We start from the raw sequence: 17,332 nt of genomic DNA, 5'->3' as shown, positions 1-17,332 counted from the left end.
TATGCTTGGATTTTGGAATCCATTCCCGTGAATTAAAGAAACAAAGGATTGCTTATGAATAACAAATCTTATTTTGCCCTTCTTCCTCTTCCGTTCTTTTTATCCAATGCGTTTGCGGAGGAGCCTCAATCTACCACCTCACTTGCCCCGATTGTAGTGACCGGCGTGTCACAAAAGAGTGCGAATACGGTAAAACTTAATCCTAAAACGACGCTTCAACCGTTGCCGGCCGGTGATGGGGCAGATTTATTGCAATCTGTTGCAAATATGAGTGTGATTCGTAAAGGCGGGAGCTCCGGTGATCCTTTATTTCGTGGATTGGGCGGCTCCCGTTTGAGTATTCAGGCGGATGATCAATTTATTCACGGCGGTTGTAGTAACCGAATGGATCCCCCAACAGCGTATATTTTCCCATCGGCTTATGATGAAGTGGTCGTAACCAAAGGGCCGCAAACGGTGACCCAAGGGACGGGGTTGGTTGCAGGCGCGGTGCGTTTTGTGCGGAAAGAACCTGAATTTGATACGCAAAATACTTATTTAAACGGCAGCCTAACCCTTGGTGGAAATAAACGTCGTGATGCTTATTTTGATGCGATGGCCGGTGGCAAATATGGTTATTTACGTACCAGTGTGTCACATAATGAAGCAGGCAATTACAAAGATGGTGACGGTAATCGCATTCATTCTTCCTTTGAACGCCGTAACCAAATGCTACAACTTGGCCTTACTCCGACAGAAAATACATTGCTGACAGGAACCTATGAGCGTAGCCGAGGTGAAGCGGCTTATGCGGATCGTATGATGGACGGTAGCAAATTTGACCGCGATGCATGGAATGTGCGTTTTGTGCAACGTAATATTGCGCCATGGTTTACCGAGCTTGAGTTGCGCTACGGTCAAAGCAAGATCGATCATGTGATGGATACTTATAGCCTGCGCTATTTGCGTATGATGGGAAATCAAGTCAAAAAAGCAATGAATCCAAAACGTGAAACAGACACCGGACACCTAAAAGCGACCTTTGATTGGGCGGATATTAATTTGCAGACCGGAATTGATTATATGCGTGACAAACACCTTGCTCGTATGGAAATGCGCGGTGAAGGCTATACGCATAAACCTTATCAGCCGCAACAAAACTTTACCCAATGGGGCGGATTTGCAGAAGGGGCATGGACGGTTAATGATAGCCGTAAGTTCATAGCAGGTTATCGTTATGATGAAGTGAAGGCGGAATACGACACCTTGATGGTAAATCATCCGAATAAAAAACGCACCTATGATTTACACGCGGGTTTCTTCCGTTGGGAAGAAGAAATCAATGGCATTAAATATTATGCCGGTTTAGGCGTTGCCGAGCGTGCGCCGGATTATTGGGAGCGTCGTGTAAGCCAAGTGTTGAATAAAGAACAGAACCGTCAAATTGATACGGGACTGATTTGGAAAAATGATGTTTTTGATCTTTCCCTCTCGTTTTTTGGCAGTGATGTGCATAATTTTATTATGTTAGAAAGCATAAATAACAATACGACAGCCCGCAATGTGAAAGCGACCCGTTTAGGTGGTGAGGTTGAGGGTAAATGGAAATTTGCCGAACATTGGGAAATCGGCAGTAGCCTTGCTTACACCTACGGTAAAAACCGTACCGATGATCGCCCGCTGGCTCAAACGCCTCCGTTAGAATGGAAAAACTCATTAACTTGGGATAACGACACCTTGAGCGCAGGTTTGTTATGGCGAGTGGTTTCCGCCCAAAAACGTTATGCCAAAGGGCAAGGTAATATTGTTGGGCAAGACATTGGCCCATCAGCCGGATTTGGTACTCTGTCTTTAAACGCAGGATGGAAGATTAACAAATATGTGATCTTACAGGGCGGTATTGATAATCTCTTTGATAAATCCTATGCCGAATTCGTCAGCAAAGGCGCCGATCCTTCTGCCGGAGTGCAAACCACACGAGTGAATGAACCGGGTCGCCAATATTGGATGCGATTACAAGTTCAATTCTGATGTCGAGAAAATAAAAAATGGATAGCTTAGCTATCCATTTTTTGTTCAATAAGATTTCAATAAAAAAGAAATTTTGTTAAATTACACCGCACTTTTACTTATTCTGCCAATTTCCTCAATGCTATGAAACACCATATTATTCAATTATCTCAATCGCTTATCCGCCGATCCTCGATTAGCCCGAATGACGAAGGTTGTCAGCAACTGATTGCGGCGCGTTTAGAAAAATTAGGCTTTCAAATTGAATGGATGCCTTTTAACGACACCTTAAACTTGTGGGCAAAGCATGGTTCTGATGAGCCTGTGATTGCCTTTGCCGGGCATACGGATGTGGTGCCAACAGGGGATGAAAGCCAATGGACTTACCCGCCGTTTTCTGCAGAAATTATAGATGATATGCTTTATGGTCGCGGTGCTGCCGATATGAAAGGATCGCTGGCAGCAATGATTGTGGCAGCGGAAGAATATGTGAAAGCCAATCCAAATCACGACGGTACGATGGCCTTATTGATTACCTCCGATGAGGAGGCTGCAGCGAAAGATGGCACGGTACGTGTTGTAGAAACCTTAATTGCGCGCGGTGAGAAAATCACGTATTGCATGGTGGGCGAACCGTCCAGTTCGAAAACTTTGGGCGATGTGGTCAAAAATGGTCGTCGCGGTTCGATTACATGCAACCTCTATATTCAAGGCATTCAAGGCCATGTGGCATATCCCCATTTAGCAGAAAATCCGATTCATAAAGCCGCGCCTTTCCTACAGGAATTGACAACCTATCAGTGGGACAACGGCAATGAGTTTTTCCCGCCGACCAGTTTGCAAATCGCCAATATTCATGCCGGTACGGGCAGTAATAACGTGATTCCGGGCGAGCTTTACGTGCAATTTAATTTGCGTTATTGCACGGAAGTTACCGATGAAATCATCAAACAGAAAGTCGCTGAAATGCTGGAAAAACAGGGATTGAAATATCGCATTGAGTGGAATCTTTCCGGCAAACCGTTTTTAACCAAACCGGGTAAATTATTAGATGCGTTAACCGCAGCTATCGAGCAAACCACAGGCATTACGCCAGAAACGGAAACCGGTGGTGGCACCTCTGATGGGCGCTTTATTGCGTTGATGGGCGCAGAAGTGGTGGAGTTTGGGCCGCTTAACGCGACCATTCATAAAGTCAATGAGTGTGTGAACGTAGAGGATCTCGCCAAGTGCGGTCAGATTTATCATCAAATGTTAGTCAATTTATTGGGCAAATAAGATGAAATTAACCCCTGACATCTTGACCGGCAAATCGCGAGAACATTTGGTGAATTTGCCGACACCGCATTCGCCTCATCATTTTTTGCAGGCGCAGGCAATGAACGCCTTTCAAGGGCTGCAACAAAGTGCGGCCAAAAATGGCTTTAATTTACAACCCGCCAGCAGCTTTCGTGATTTTGCGCGCCAACAACTTATCTGGAACGGCAAATTTAACGGTGAACGTAAAGTGCATGATGATGCAGGCAATGCGTTAGATTTGACCCACTTGGACGATTGGCAAAAAGCGCGAGCTATTTTACGTTGGTCGGCGCTACCGGGGGCAAGTCGCCATCATTGGGGCACGGAAATTGACATTTTCGATCCTGATCTTTTGCCTCAAGGTCAATCCTTGCAGCTTGAGCCTTGGGAATATGAAAAAGGCGGTTATTTCTTTGAACTGAGTGAATTTCTCACTGAAAATCTACCGCACTTTGATTTTAGTTTGCCTTTTATGCAAATGCCGGCAGAGAAAAAAATCGGGCGTGAACCTTGGCATATCAGCTACATACCATTGGCGGAGAAAGCAAAACAACTTTTTTCCGCAGAGTTGTTGCTACAGGCATGGGAAAAAGAAGAAATTGCTGGCAAGGCTACATTACAGCAGCATTTTCCTCAAATTTTTGAACAGTATTTTGTATAGATTGATTAAAAAGTACGGTGTGTTTTTAGTGAACTTTTCAGCAGTGAAAAATACGTTAAAAACACACCGCACTTTTTGGATTTATGTGTTGTTACATTTCTATCACATCTCTTTTCTTCTCTTTTCTTCTCTTTTCTTCTCTTTTCTTCTCTTAGACTTTTGTGAGCTACTTCAAAAATCCGGAAATTTTACAAAGAATTACATTTTTTTTTGCACTGAATGAAAGTATCCTACTCGCTAGCTGTAATTTAGGGAGATAAAGATGTATCAGTTTCAGCAGTTTACTCAAAAAGATATTGAAATTTTGAAGAATGAAACGATTTATCAAGGTTTTTTTAAGCTAAATAAAGTTCAATTCAAACATAAACTTTTTGCCGGCGGTTGGAGCGGTACGGTGACCCGTGAGTTGCTCATCAAAGGTGCTGCATCTGCCATGGTGGCCTACGACCCCGTGTTAGATAACGTGGTGTTGGTAGAGCAGGTGCGTATCGGTGCTTATGATCCAACGTCAACTCAATCACCTTGGCTTTTAGAACTTATTGCCGGCATGGTGGAGGAAGGTGAAACCCCGGAATCTGTGGCATTACGAGAAAGTGAAGAAGAAGCCGGCGCGAAAATTTCTCATATGCAACATTGTTTGAGCGTATGGGATAGCCCGGGTGGCGTGCTTGAGCGTATTCACGTTTTTGTCGGTAAAGTGGATAGCACCACAGTCGGCGGATTACACGGTTTGGCAGAAGAGAATGAAGATATTCGTGTTCATGTCGTGAGTAGGGAAACAGCATATCAATGGCTTTGTGAGGGTAAGATTGATAATGGCATTGCGGTAATCGGATTACAATGGCTAGAGTTAAATTACCGAAAATTGAAAGAGCAATGGCTGTAAGCATTTTATTATCTGACGACATAGGTAATTTAGACTAAGTTTCATATTAAGTAGTAGGAGTTTACTTTGTTAAATACCTATCAATATAACACCCAACAAGACGTGTTCCGTATTGTTCAAATTACGGATCCGCATCTTTTTAAAGACACTAATGGTGAATTGTTGGGCATCAATACGCAAGCAAGTTTTTCCCAAGTTTTAAGTGAAATTCAACAACAGCAATACGACTATGATCTTGTGTTAGCAACAGGCGATTTAGTACAGGATAATAGTGATGAGGGCTACTTGCGTTTTCGTCAAGACGTGAAAGCGCTCAACAACAAAATGGTCTTTTGGATCCCCGGGAATCATGATTTTCAGCCGAAAATGTTTGAAATTCTAAAGGAAGAGACTGTCAGCGCGAAAAAACATATTTTGTTAGGGGATAAGTGGCAAATTTTGCTTTTGGATAGCCAAGTGCAGGGCGTGCCACACGGACAATTAGAAGCGGAAGAGCTGGATTGGTTAAAGCTAAAATTGCAGGAATATCCTGAACGCTATTCTTTGGTTGTATTGCATCATCATCTTCTTTCCACCGGTTCTGCTTGGTTGGATCAACATAACTTACGTAATGCCAATGAATTGGTGGAAGTATTAGCGCCATTTAAGCATGTCAAAGCCTTACTATACGGACACATTCACCAACAAGTGGATAGTGAATGGCTTGGTTATCAAGTGATGGCAACGCCTTCTACGTGTATCCAATTTAAAGCGGACAGCAACACTTTTGCACTGGATGTTGCACAACCCGGCTGGCGCGAAATTGATTTACATGCTGACGGGCATATTGAAACCCGTGTAAAACGTATTCAACAGGCATCCTTTTTACCGAATATGCAGGTTGAAGGTTATTAATTGTTGAAAAGTGCGGTCATTTTTTAAAGGGGATTTTTTATCCCCTTTATTTTTTATTAGAATCCACCGCACTTCAACGCACTTGGTCGTTTAAAACTGCTATAATTCCCGCCAATTTTTTCCAACCATTGAGACCTTATGAAACAACTTTTTGCCACGACAGCCCGTGGGTTTGAAGAGCTTTTGAAATCCGAATTGACCGAATTAGGCGCACAGGATGCTAAAGTCGCGCAAGGCGGCGTGCATTATTGGGCGGATGACGAAACCCTATATCGCACTTTGCTTTGGAGCCGTTTGAGTTCACGCATTTTATTGCCTATCGTGCAAGCGAAAGTCTTTAGCGATTTGGATTTATATTCTGCTGTGGTGGGTGTGAATTGGTTGGATTATTTTGATGAAAAAGTCCATTTTTTCGTGGATTTTAATGGTACGAACCAAGAAATTCGCCATACCCAATTTGGCGCGATGCGTGTGAAAGACGGTATTGTGGATTATTTTGAGCGTCATGGTCGCGCCCGTCCTAACGTGGATAAAGAGCAACCGGATATTCGTATTCATGCGTATTTGAATCGTGATGATGTGGTGCTGTCGCTTGATTTGAGCGGCGATGCGTTGCACATGCGAGGCTATCGTGAAGACACGGGCAAAGCGCCGTTGCGTGAAACCTTGGCTGCCGCGATTGTGTTGCGTTCCGGTTGGCAAAAAGGTACGCCGTTGGTGGATCCGATGTGTGGTTCGGGTACACTATTGATTGAAGCCGCACAGATGGAAGCGCAAATTGCACCGCAATTATATCGTCTGCATTGGGGCTTTGATTTTTGGCAAGGGCATAATCAGGCAGCGTGGGAAAAGGTGAAAGAAGAGGCTTTAGCCTTGGCGGAAGCCGAAAAACAACGTGAAAACCCACCGCACTTTTATGGTTTCGATTTGGATCATCGTGTATTGCAAAAAGCCAAACAAAACGCCAAAAATGCGGGCGTGGCGCATCTGATGCAATGGCAACAGGGCGATGTGGCGGCGATAAAAAATCCAAGTCCGAACGTAGCAGGCACGGTGATTTGTAACCCGCCGTACGGCGAACGTTTAGGCACAACACCGGCGCTGATTGCCTTATATTCTGTGTTTGGGCAACGCTTGAAACAACAATTTGCCGGCTGGAATGCGTCCATTTTTAGCGGTGAACCAAGTCTATTAGATTGCTTGCGTTTACGTTCTCACCGTCAGTTTAAAGCGAAAAACGGCCCGTTAGATTGTGTCCAGAAAAATTATCAAATTGCCGAGCGCACAGAGCAAAGTGCGGTAGAAAATGCCCTAGAATTTGATCGCACTTCTTCGGTAACGTCTGAAGTCGCGGTGGATTTCGCTAATCGCCTGCAAAAAAATATCAAGAAAATTGAGAAATGGGCGAAGCAGCAAGGGCTAGACGCTTATCGCTTATATGATGCGGATTTGCCGGAATACAATTTGGCAGTGGATCGTTATGCCGATCACATTGTGGTGCAGGAATATGCCGCGCCGAAAAATATTGATGAAAATAAAGCCCGCCAACGGTTGTTGGATGCGGTGAATGCTACCTTGCAAGTGACCGGCATTGAAACCAATAAGTTGATTCTGAAAGTGCGCCAAAAACAAAAAGGCACTAATCAATATGAAAAATTGGCAAACAAAGGCGAGTATTTTTATGTGAACGAATACGGCGCGAAGTTGTGGGTGAATTTAACGGATTATTTGGATACCGGCTTGTTTTTGGATCACCGCCTGACCCGTAAAATGTTGGGTGAAATGGCGCAAGGTAAGGATTTCCTCAATTTGTTTGCTTACACCGGTTCGGCAACGGTACATGCAGCGTTGGGTAAGGCAAAATCTACCACTACCGTGGATATGTCAAATACCTATCTCAACTGGGCGGAACAGAATTTGTTGTTGAACGACATTGAAGGCAAACAACATAAACTGATTCAAGCAGATTGCCTGCAGTGGTTAGAAAAATGCGATCGGCAGTTTGATTTGATTTTTGTTGATCCGCCGACATTCTCTAACTCCAAACGTATGGAAGACAGTTGGGACGTACAGCGGGATCATATTAAGTTAATGACGAATTTAAAACGCATTCTGCGCCCGAACAGCACCATTGTGTTCTCTAACAACAAACGCGGTTTCAAAATGGATTTTGCTAAGTTGGAAGAATTAGGTTTAAGTGCGGTGGAAATTTCTCACAAAACCTTGCCGTTGGACTTTGAACGCAATAAGCAAATTCATAATTGTTGGCTGGTGACGTTGAAATAAGAAAACAAAACAGGGCGGAAATTTCGCCCTGTTTTTGTATATCTTTATATGAAAAGCTGCTGATTTAAAATCAGCAGCTTTGTTTTTTGCTCAATTTACTTAATTGGCAATATGTTTTGGTTTGAAGAAAACCATGGTGAAAATTTGCCAGAAGAATGCAAGCGCACCAAAGATGAATACAACGTCACCGACTAAACGCACCCAGCGTAAGGTGTCGAATAACGGTTGTTGCATGAATTCTTCGCTGCGGGCATACCATAAGCCTTCAGAGATACTCGCGTAACCTTGAATGATACCGATTGGTAATAGGCTGGAGGCAATCATTAAGACCAACCCGCCGTTAAGCAACCAGAAGCCCCATTTCATCAATTTGTCGTTGAATGGTGTGTTTGGTCGTAAGTAACGTGCAATTAAGAACACGAAACCTAATGCCAAGAAACCATATACCCCGAACAATGCTGCGTGGGCGTGTACTGCGGTGGTATTTAGTCCTTGGATGTAGTAGAGGGAAATCGGTGGGTTGATTAAGAAACCAAACACACCCGCACCCAACATATTCCAGAAGGCAACGGCAACGAAGCAGTAAATAGGCCATTTTAAGCGATCCATCCACGGCGCTTTTTGTTTCATTTCCCAGTGTTCCCAGGCTTCATGACCAAGTAAAACTAATGGCACAACTTCAAGCGCGGAGAAGGATGCACCCACAGCGATAATTGGGGTTGTCGCACCGGCGAAGTATAGGTGGTGGAAGGTTCCCGGAATACCGCCGATTAAGAACAATGCCGCTTCGGTGATGGTCGCCACAGTCGCTGTGCGACGGGAAACTAAACCTAAACTTACGAAGATGAAGGATAGTGCCGCCACGGAGAATACTTCAAAGAAGCCTTCTACCCAAAGGTGAACTACCCACCAACGCCAGTACTCCATCACGGATAAGTGTGTATGTTCGCCGTAGAATAATGCCGGACCATAGAATAAGCCGATGGCGATAACGGAGGCGAAGAACAAGGCAAGTAAGTTTTTGTCGCCCGGTTGTTTGAACGCATTCACGGTGCCGCGTAGCATTAATACCAACCAGAACAAGATACCGGCGAATTTAACTGCTTGCCAGAAACGACCTAAGTCGATGAATTCATAACCTTGGTGACCGAACAAGAAGCTCCATTCTTCAGGGATGATATGCGCGATGGCCAAATAGCTACCGGTGAAGGAGCCAACAACCAAGACGACTAACGCCCAGAAGAGAACATCTACGCCAAGTTTTTGGTATTTCGGATCTTTACCACCGTTGATAATCGGTGCAAGGAATAAACCACCGGCCAAGAATGCCATGGCGATCCAGAATAATGCCGCTTGAATGTGCCATGTACGTACTAAAGAATATGGAAGATATTGGGAAATATCCAAACCATAAAATTCCTGACCTTCAACCGTGTAGTGCGCCACAACGGCACCTAAGTTCACTTGCACGAAGAAAAGCGCAAGTACGGTAAATAAATATTTACCTAAGGCTTTTTGTGATGGCGTTAATTGCAATTTGGTTAGCGGATCAACTTCCGGGGAAATCGGATCTTTTTCATCTTCACGATGTTTAAATGACCAAATCCACACCACGAAACCAATACCGGCAATGAGGAAGACGATACTGGCGATAGACCACATGACGTTTTCCGGTGTCGGGACGTTATTGATTAACGGCTCATGCGGCCAGTTGTTAGTGTAAGTGGCATGGGTATTCGGACGCTCTGCGGAGGCAGTCCATGCTGTCCAGAAGAAGAATTTTGCTAAATCTTGACGGGCTTCTAAGCTCGGCAAGGTATTGTCTTTCATGGCGAAGTGTTCACGCGTTGCTTTGCTCGCCGGATCATCACCATATAAAGAAATATAGTATTGTGCTGTTTTATCGATTGCCGCTAAACGGTTGGCGGAAAGCACTACTGTGCCGTTTTCGTCAACTTTACTGCCGCGGTATTCTTTGGTTAAACGGCTTTTTAAGATGGTTTGTTGGTCATCATTTAAATCGACGAAGTTTTTGCCGTATTCTTGATTTGCAACAATGTCTAACCAGTTGGTTAATTCGCGGTGTAACCAGTCGGCGGTCCAGTCCGGTGCTTGATATGCGCCATGGCCCCAGACGGAACCTAACTGCATACCACCAGTAGTTTGCCAAGCGGTTTGACCGTGTAAAATATTGTCATGTGTGATAACAGGTTCGCCTTTTTCCGTCACGTATTGTTTTGGAATTGGCGGTGCTTCACGATAGATTTCAAAGCCATAGTAGCCGAGAATAGAGAACGCCCCTATTAATACGGCGACTAATAGGTACCAGAACTTCTTATATTGTCCCATTTGATCACTCCTTGAGAAAATTAGAGGTAGATAACTTAATTATTTGTGTCAAACACATTCAGATTTTACGATTGAAAGTAAAATACCCGACTAATTATATCGGATTTAAAGAGGCAGTATATTACCGAATAGTGAGTAAATATAAAGGGGAAAATGATGGCTATAAATTAAGCAATGCTATTTAGATAGGAATAACCTAAAGAGAATAGAAAAAGATAAGGGCGGAAATTCCGCCCTATTTTACATTTAAAAATGACCGCACTTTTTTAGCGTCTTGCTTCAAATTCAGCTAAAGCAGCATCGAATTGTTCCATCACTTTCGGATGTACCGGTGCGAACACGGAAGAGGTAATGGTGATGAAAGAACATACCAAGAAACCTGGGACGATTTCATAGAGGTGAGACAAATCTTCCCAGCCCAAGTATTTCATTAGTGGACTCCAGACCACCACGGTGATAGCGCCGGATAACATTCCCCATAATGCCGCTTTGGAGCTAATATTGCGGTTGAATAAAGAGAGGATAACAACCGGACCGAATGCGGCACCAAAGCCCGCCCATGCATAGGAAACCAAGCCCATTACTTTAGAGTTTGGATCTTGTGCGATAGCGATGGCAACCACCGAGATTAACAATACCATTAAACGACCGACCCAGACCAATTCAAGGCTGGAAGCGCCTTTACGGAAGAAACCTTTATAGAAATCTTCTGTAATTGCTGCGGAACACATTAATAATTGGGCGGACAAGGTACTCATCACCGCTGCTAAGATCGCGGATAAAACGATACCGACAATCCAAGGGTTAAACATTGCTTTACTTAACTCAATGAAAACCGCTTCTGCATTGTATAGTTGAATATTTTGGGTGGTGAAATAGGCCAATCCGAAATACCCTACTGCAACGGCGCCGCCAAGACAGAGGAACATCCAAGAAATTCCGATTTGACGGGCTTTTTCGAGAGAGGCGACAGAGTCTGCTGCCATGAAACGGGCAAGAATGTGTGGCTGTCCGAAATAACCCAAGCCCCAAGCCAACGCAGAGACAACGCCGATACCGGAAACATTGTGCAGCCAGTTGCTGTAAGGAATGCCGGTGACAGCAGATTTGGCTTCCAAAGACATCGTGATTTCATCCCAGCTGATGTTGAGCAATACCATGACCGGTGCCAAAATCAAGGCGAAAATCATTAATGAGGCTTGGATGGTGTCGCTCCATGAAACCGCTAAATAGCCACCGATAAAGGTATACGTAATGGTCGCTAATGCCCCTAACCAAAGTGCGGTGGAATATTCTAAGCCCAATAAGCTTTGGAATAACTTCGCTCCCGCTACCACGCCGGAAGCGCAGTAAATGGTAAAGAAGAAGAGAATAATGCCTGAAGAAATAATCTTTAACGCTTTTTTCTGACGCGGAAAACGTTGTGCAAAAAATTCAGGTAAGGTCAGCGCATTGCTATATTTCTCAGTGAAAATCCGCAAGCGTCCTGCCACAACGCGATAGTTCAGATAGGCGCCAACGGTTAAGCCGACAGCAATCCATGCTTCGGAAAGGCCTGATAAGAAAATCGCGCCGGGTAACCCCATTAATAGCCAACCGGACATGTCGGAAGCACCGGCTGACATGGCGGTCACGAAACTTCCCATTTTTCGTCCACCCAAAATGTAATCATCAAAATTTTTGGTGGAACGATAGGCGTATAACCCAATGCCTAAAATAATTGCCAAATAGAGGCCAAAGGTGATGTAGATTTGCATAAAACACTCCTTTTATTCTTCTTGAGAGGACATTAATGAGGTGTTTCCACCTGCCGCAGTGGTGTTATAACTGCGAGAAAACTCATCATACAATGGCAGTAAATCTTGGGTATCTTGCCAGTCGTAACATTTGAAAATAGCTTGACTGTTTTCAGCCAACCATTGACGTTTAGCTTTATCAAGTGCGGTCAAATAAATGCCTTTTTGACAATAACCTAACTTCGTATCCACACGAATGCCCGGTTTGGCTTTGGCGGCTAATGGATGCTGTGGTTCCACCAAAATGCTAAAACCTTTGGCAAGCAATTTTTCTGCCGCTTTTTCTGCTGCCGCTAAGTCGCCGTTGAGAATGGCTACTTCACAAGGCAGATAAGCTAAGGAGTTGTGTTCACCGGTGATACTTTCTAATACCGGTTTGGTTGTGCCTAGCGTATTTTCATCGCCAAATTGGCTGTAATAGCGAGGCGTACGGGTTAAACGTTGCAAATAGAACTCACCGCCGGCTTTCGGCCCTGTGCCGGATAATCCATGTCCGCCGAACGGTTGAACACCAACTACCGCGCCTACAATATTACGGTTGATATAGAAGTTGCCGCAGTTTAAGTGGCGTTCCACAATATCCATATGTTTGCGGATACGGGTATGGCAACCACCGGTCAGCGCATAACCTTTTTCATTTACCGCTTTGAGGACATTGAGTAAGTTATCTTTTTTATAACGTACGATGTGTAGAATCGGACCGAAGACTTCACGCTGTACTTGATCGAGGTTATCCAACAGATACACACTTGGTGCCACAAAATGCCCTTGAGTCGGCGTGTCGATTTCCGCATAAGCGCGGGCGACTTTGCGCATGGCTGCCTTGTGGTTTTCTAGATTTTGTTTAGCTTCTTCATCAATCACAGGACCGATGTCGGTAGCCAATAGACGTGGGTCGCCTAAACTTAATTCTTTAATGGCTTCCGTGATCATTTTGTAATAATGATCTGCCACATCTTCTTGTAATAATAAGATGCGTAATGCGGAACAACGTTGACCTGCCGAGTCAAAGGCGGAGCTGAGAACATCAGCAACGACTTGTTCCGGTAAGGCTGAAGAATCAACAACAAGCACGTTTTGACCGCCAGTTTCCGCAATCAACACAGGATCGTTATCTGCTAATGTCAGACGTTGCTCAATGAGTTTGGCCACTTCGGTTGAGCCGGTAAATACGACGCCATCAAAAGCTTGTTGGACTAACGCTGCTCCTAAATCTCCGGCACCTAACACCAGTTGTAGGGTTTCTTTCGGGATACCGGCTTGGTGTAAGAGTTTCACTGCGGCATACGCAATTAATGAGGTTTGTTCAGCCGGTTTTGCAATCACAGCATTGCCAGCCGCTAAAGAGGCGGCAATTTGGCCGGTAAAGATGGCTAATGGGAAGTTCCATGGAGAAATACAAAGCACTTTTCCACGGGGCTCGGCAAGGTGATTTTGTGTTGCCAGTTGTTCTAATTGAACGGCGTAATAACGTAAGAAATCCACGGCTTCACGCAATTCGGCAATGGCGTTTGGCAAGGTTTTACCCGCTTCAACCACAGCGAGTTTCATCAATAAGCCGAAATGTTCTTCATATAAGTCGGCAGCATTGCGTAAAACATTGGCTTTTTCCACCGCACTTTTAGCTTTCCATTGGGTATTGTCGGCAGCGGTAAACGCTTTTTCCGCTTGATTTACGGCTAAAAAGGCCACTTCTGCAACCGTTTCATTGAGGTTGGCCGGATTGGTGACTTGATGTGCCGGTGCATTTTCAGCATTGTCAAACGCAACCAAAGAGGTAGCGTTTTCGATGGTTGCCACATTCAGCGCTTGTTCTAATCTTGCTAATTCCAATTCATTGCTCAGATCGAAACCGGCGGAGTTTTTACGGTTTTTAAATAATTCTAACGGTTTGAGAACCGACTTATTCGGCTCGCCATGAGATTTTGCATAAAGCTTCCATGGTGGTGTCACAAGTTGTTCGACCGGAATGTTTTCATCAACCAGCTGGTGAACGAAAGAGGAGTTTGCACCGTTTTCTAAGAGGCGGCGGACTAAATAGGCTAACAAGGTAGCGTGTGTACCCACCGGAGCATAGACACGCACTTGTTGATTCAGATTGTCTTTCCCCACAATATTGTCATAAAGAGATTCCCCCATGCCGTGTAGGCATTGGAATTCAAAGTTTTTACCTTGGCCTAATTCGTGAATCGTGCACATGGTTTGCACGTTATGGGTGGCAAATTGCGGATAAATGACATCTTGTGCAGCAAATAATTTTTTCGCACAAGCAATATAAGAAATATCGGTGTGATTTTTACGTGTGTAAAGTGGGAAACCGTCCAAACCATCTGCTTGTGCCCATTTGATCTCGCTGTCCCAATAAGCGCCTTTAACAAGACGAATCATCAAATAGCCTTGTTTTTCTCGAGCTAAATTAATCAAATAATCCAACACAAATGGACAACGTTTGGAGTACGCCTGCACCACGAAACCAATGCCTTTGTAGCCTTGTAATTCCGGTTCATCTAATAATTTTTCCACAAGATCGAGGGAAAGCTCTAAACGATTGGCCTCTTCCGCATCAATATTGATACTGATGTTGTATTTTTTCGCTAATAAGAAGAGTTCTTTTAAGCGAGGGTAAAGCTCATTGATGGTACGATCATATTTGGAACGGCTATATTTCGGGTGAATCGCAGAAAGTTTAACGGAAACACTGTTGCCGTTATAAATGGTTCTACCGGCTGCGTCTTTGCCCACTTCTTCAATGGCGTGTAAATAGTCATTGAAATAGCGTTGTGCATCGGCTTCAGTCATTGCAGCTTCACCTAACATATCAAAAGAGAAGGTAAACCCTTTTTCGTAGCGTGGTTTGATGTTTTGCAATGCCTCTTGCATGGTCACGCCGGTAACGAACTGTTTACCCAAAATCTGCATAGATTTGATAATTGCCATACGCATAATAGGCGCAGACAAACGAGAGAAACTACGGGTGAGTGCGTTTGATAAACTGTTTTCATCCAAGCTTTCACTGATTTTTTTACCAAACAGTAGACCGTAACTGGCTGCATTGATAAAGAACGAATTGGAATTGCCAATGTGAGATTTCCAGTTCCCTTCTTGCAATTTCTCATAAATTAAGTCATCGCGGGTTTGTGCATCAGGAATACGTAACAAGGCTTCAGCCAAGCACATTAACGCGACTCCTTCTTCACTGCTTAATGAAAACTCTTGCATTAAGGCATCTGCGCCATATTGTTTTTGTTTCAGTTGGCGTAATTTTTTAATTAACTTAATAGCATTCTCTGTGATGCGTTGTTCTTGTTCTGGAGAAAAATCTAATGTTTTCACTAAAGAATCGACTGCACTTTTCTCATCTAAACGATAGTTTGCAGTGATCGCTTGGCGAATAGGACTATATTGTTTTGATAGTGTGAATTGCATGATAAAACCTCCTTTTGTTATATAATTGTTAACAAAATATAGATGGCGTGTTTATTAGTAAATGATTTTTTTGATGAACTGTGATTGAAGTCACATAAAAAATAAGGTTTTGTTGTTCGTAATATGTACGAATTGAATGTTTTATATACTGAAAGAGAAGCTAGAAATAAAAAAACTCCCTACAGTGAGGGAGTTTTTTATTCGTGATGGGAGATTATAGATTGCACACGGCAAATAACACAATAATGCTATAAAGTGTTGCCAAACCGTAGAAAATAAATCCGCCGGCCGGTACATGAACTTTAATATCATGCATACCGTGATGAACGCGGTGTAAGCCTCCCCACATTGGGAAAATTGTGAGAACGAGAATAACTAATTTCCCTAGCCAGTGGTGTGCAAAGGCAATGATATTCTCCGGACTAACGATACCGAAAGGTAATAGGAAACCGAGAATAAGAATTAACACCGGGAAAGCCAAAGCACTTACCATGCCACCCGCACTGAACATTAACCATACAGGTGGTTCGTTTGAACGTTTTGGATTTTGATTAACCATGACTTCCCCCTAGATAAATACTAACACTAAAGCCAATACGGTGACGGCGACAAACGCGCCACGTAAAGCATTTTTAATGAGTTTTGCCGGCAAACCGGTAGTACCCGACATCACTTCGCCTGTCATATCAAATAATGTGATAGCATGGAGCAATAAAGCGGCCAATGAAATGATGTTAAGAATAACAACAAGTGGATTTTGTAAGAATGGGATGAAATTCATGACAAAACCATCTGCTTTGCCTAAACAAATCACACCGTAAAGCAATACTAAGCTGAACCAAACGGTTGGCACGGCAGTCGCTTCACGTAGCATGTAGAATTTGTAGAAATCCCAACTTTTCCACCAAGTCGGGGTGATTTCACGAACGTATTTTTTACGTTTACTTACTGTTGTAGTCATAATCTTTCCCCTTACGCCTTCGGTTTAAGCATGGAAATGAGATAATCTTTGGCACTTTCTAATTTGCCTTGGTTAATGGCGGTTGCCGGGCCTACATGTTTTGGACACACTTCTGAACAGGCACCTACGAAGGTACAAGACCAAACGCCATTTTCACCATTCATGATTTTCATCCGTTCTGCTTTACCGTGGTCGCGGTTATCTAAGTTATAACGATGACCTAAGGTTAATACGGCTGGACCAACGAATTCCGGGTTTAAACCGAATTGTGGACAGGCGGCATAACATAAACCACAGTTGATACACATCGAGAATTGGCGATATTTTTCCAATTGTGCCGGGGTTTGTTTGGTACGGCTTTTCGCTAATTCTTTTGATGGATGCGGTTTACCATCTAACTCAGGCGCTTTGTTACCAATCACATAAGGTTTGATGGCTTCTAAGCTTTCGATAAAGTGGCTTAAGTCCACGATCAAGTCGCGTTCAATCGGGAAGTTTGCTAAGGCTTCAATACGCATATGACCACTGTAGTCACGCAAGAAGGTTTTACATGCCAATTTTGGAATGTTATTTACCATCATGCCGCAAGAACCACAGATCGCCATACGGCATGACCAGCGATAAGAAAGTTCCGGTTCAAGTTTATCTTTAATGTAACCTAAGGCATCAAGTAAGGATGTTTGGCTGTCATAAGGCACTTGATAGGTTTTTAAGTGCGGTTCCTTATCAACTTCGGGGTTATAACGTAGAACTTCAACGTTCATGATTGATTGTTCGGCCATATT

12 protein-coding genes are annotated in these 17,332 nt (G+C 43.8%); 6 read left to right on the top strand and 6 right to left on the bottom strand.

Going from position 1 to position 17,332, the window contains the following annotated elements; genetic code table 11:
* Positions 1-54 precede the first annotated feature (54 nt).
* The 6 genes from AC30SH_RS06605 (at position 55) to rlmKL (ending at position 8,015) form a co-directional block, all read left to right on the top strand.
* Positions 55-2,010 carry a TonB-dependent copper receptor gene (locus AC30SH_RS06605; protein WP_489582282.1) on the top strand — a complete coding sequence of 652 codons (1,956 nt, stop codon included), beginning with the start codon at positions 55-57 and terminating at the stop codon, positions 2,008-2,010.
* Between the two features lie 123 nt (positions 2,011-2,133).
* Positions 2,134-3,267, top strand: coding sequence for a succinyl-diaminopimelate desuccinylase (dapE, locus tag AC30SH_RS06600; protein ID WP_489582281.1), 1,134 nt, complete (start codon positions 2,134-2,136; stop codon positions 3,265-3,267).
* 1 nt (position 3,268) lies between these two features.
* Positions 3,269-3,949, top strand: coding sequence for a M15 family metallopeptidase (locus AC30SH_RS06595; RefSeq protein ID WP_212510473.1), 681 nt, complete (start codon positions 3,269-3,271; stop codon positions 3,947-3,949).
* A gap of 262 nt (positions 3,950-4,211) precedes the next feature.
* On the top strand, positions 4,212-4,835 hold the full coding sequence (nudF, locus tag AC30SH_RS06590; protein WP_109103594.1) for an ADP-ribose diphosphatase: 624 nt from the start codon (positions 4,212-4,214) through the stop codon (positions 4,833-4,835).
* 66 nt (positions 4,836-4,901) lie between these two features.
* The gene (gene cpdA, locus AC30SH_RS06585; RefSeq protein WP_212510474.1) at positions 4,902-5,729 is read left to right on the top strand and encodes a 3',5'-cyclic-AMP phosphodiesterase; all 828 of its coding nucleotides are present in this window, start codon (positions 4,902-4,904) and stop codon (positions 5,727-5,729) included.
* Between the two features lie 138 nt (positions 5,730-5,867).
* Positions 5,868-8,015 (top strand): bifunctional 23S rRNA (guanine(2069)-N(7))-methyltransferase RlmK/23S rRNA (guanine(2445)-N(2))-methyltransferase RlmL, encoded by a 2,148-nt coding sequence (gene rlmKL, locus AC30SH_RS06580; RefSeq protein ID WP_212510475.1) that lies wholly within the window; start codon positions 5,868-5,870, stop codon positions 8,013-8,015.
* A gap of 99 nt (positions 8,016-8,114) precedes the next feature.
* Here rlmKL and AC30SH_RS06575 read toward each other — a convergent pair whose 3' ends face one another.
* The 6 genes from AC30SH_RS06575 to AC30SH_RS06550 form a co-directional block, all read right to left on the bottom strand.
* The gene (locus AC30SH_RS06575) at positions 8,115-10,364 is read right to left on the bottom strand and encodes a nitric-oxide reductase large subunit (RefSeq protein WP_212510476.1); all 2,250 of its coding nucleotides are present in this window, start codon (positions 10,362-10,364) and stop codon (positions 8,115-8,117) included.
* Positions 10,365-10,630: 266 nt separating this feature from the next.
* Positions 10,631-12,121: a sodium/proline symporter PutP gene (gene putP / locus AC30SH_RS06570; protein WP_006717353.1), complete on the bottom strand. Its 1,491-nt coding sequence runs from the start codon at positions 12,119-12,121 to the stop codon at positions 10,631-10,633.
* 12 nt (positions 12,122-12,133) lie between these two features.
* Entirely contained in the window at positions 12,134-15,586 is a 3,453-nt protein-coding gene (gene putA, locus AC30SH_RS06565; protein ID WP_489582280.1) for a bifunctional proline dehydrogenase/L-glutamate gamma-semialdehyde dehydrogenase PutA, read from the bottom strand.
* A 214-nt stretch (positions 15,587-15,800) separates the two neighbouring features.
* Positions 15,801-16,145, bottom strand: a complete 345-nt coding sequence (frdD, locus tag AC30SH_RS06560; RefSeq protein WP_489582279.1) for a fumarate reductase subunit FrdD — start codon at positions 16,143-16,145, stop codon at positions 15,801-15,803.
* Positions 16,146-16,154: 9 nt separating this feature from the next.
* Positions 16,155-16,547, bottom strand: coding sequence for a fumarate reductase subunit FrdC (gene frdC / locus AC30SH_RS06555; RefSeq protein WP_489582278.1), 393 nt, complete (start codon positions 16,545-16,547; stop codon positions 16,155-16,157).
* An 11-nt stretch (positions 16,548-16,558) separates the two neighbouring features.
* Positions 16,559-17,329, bottom strand: coding sequence for a succinate dehydrogenase/fumarate reductase iron-sulfur subunit (locus AC30SH_RS06550; protein ID WP_048748842.1), 771 nt, complete (start codon positions 17,327-17,329; stop codon positions 16,559-16,561).
* Positions 17,330-17,332: the final 3 nt, after the last annotated feature.

The organism is Aggregatibacter sp. HK296 (genome assembly GCF_980469475.1).
Note: the sequence above shows the minus strand (reverse complement) of the source record. Positions and strands in the feature narration are given on the sequence as shown.

Coding starts and splice junctions, on each gene's coding strand:
- frdD (WP_489582279.1), bottom strand. CDS start 16,145: ATGGTTAATCAAAATCCAAAACGTTCAAACGAACCACCTGTATGGTTA.
- frdC (WP_489582278.1), bottom strand. CDS start 16,547: ATGACTACAACAGTAAGTAAACGTAAAAAATACGTTCGTGAAATCACC.
- AC30SH_RS06605 (WP_489582282.1), top strand. CDS start 55: ATGAATAACAAATCTTATTTTGCCCTTCTTCCTCTTCCGTTCTTTTTA.
- putP (WP_006717353.1), bottom strand. CDS start 12,121: ATGCAAATCTACATCACCTTTGGCCTCTATTTGGCAATTATTTTAGGC.
- rlmKL (WP_212510475.1), top strand. CDS start 5,868: ATGAAACAACTTTTTGCCACGACAGCCCGTGGGTTTGAAGAGCTTTTG.
- putA (WP_489582280.1), bottom strand. CDS start 15,586: ATGCAATTCACACTATCAAAACAATATAGTCCTATTCGCCAAGCGATC.
- dapE (WP_489582281.1), top strand. CDS start 2,134: ATGAAACACCATATTATTCAATTATCTCAATCGCTTATCCGCCGATCC.
- AC30SH_RS06550 (WP_048748842.1), bottom strand. CDS start 17,329: ATGGCCGAACAATCAATCATGAACGTTGAAGTTCTACGTTATAACCCC.
- AC30SH_RS06575 (WP_212510476.1), bottom strand. CDS start 10,364: ATGGGACAATATAAGAAGTTCTGGTACCTATTAGTCGCCGTATTAATA.
- AC30SH_RS06595 (WP_212510473.1), top strand. CDS start 3,269: ATGAAATTAACCCCTGACATCTTGACCGGCAAATCGCGAGAACATTTG.
- nudF (WP_109103594.1), top strand. CDS start 4,212: ATGTATCAGTTTCAGCAGTTTACTCAAAAAGATATTGAAATTTTGAAG.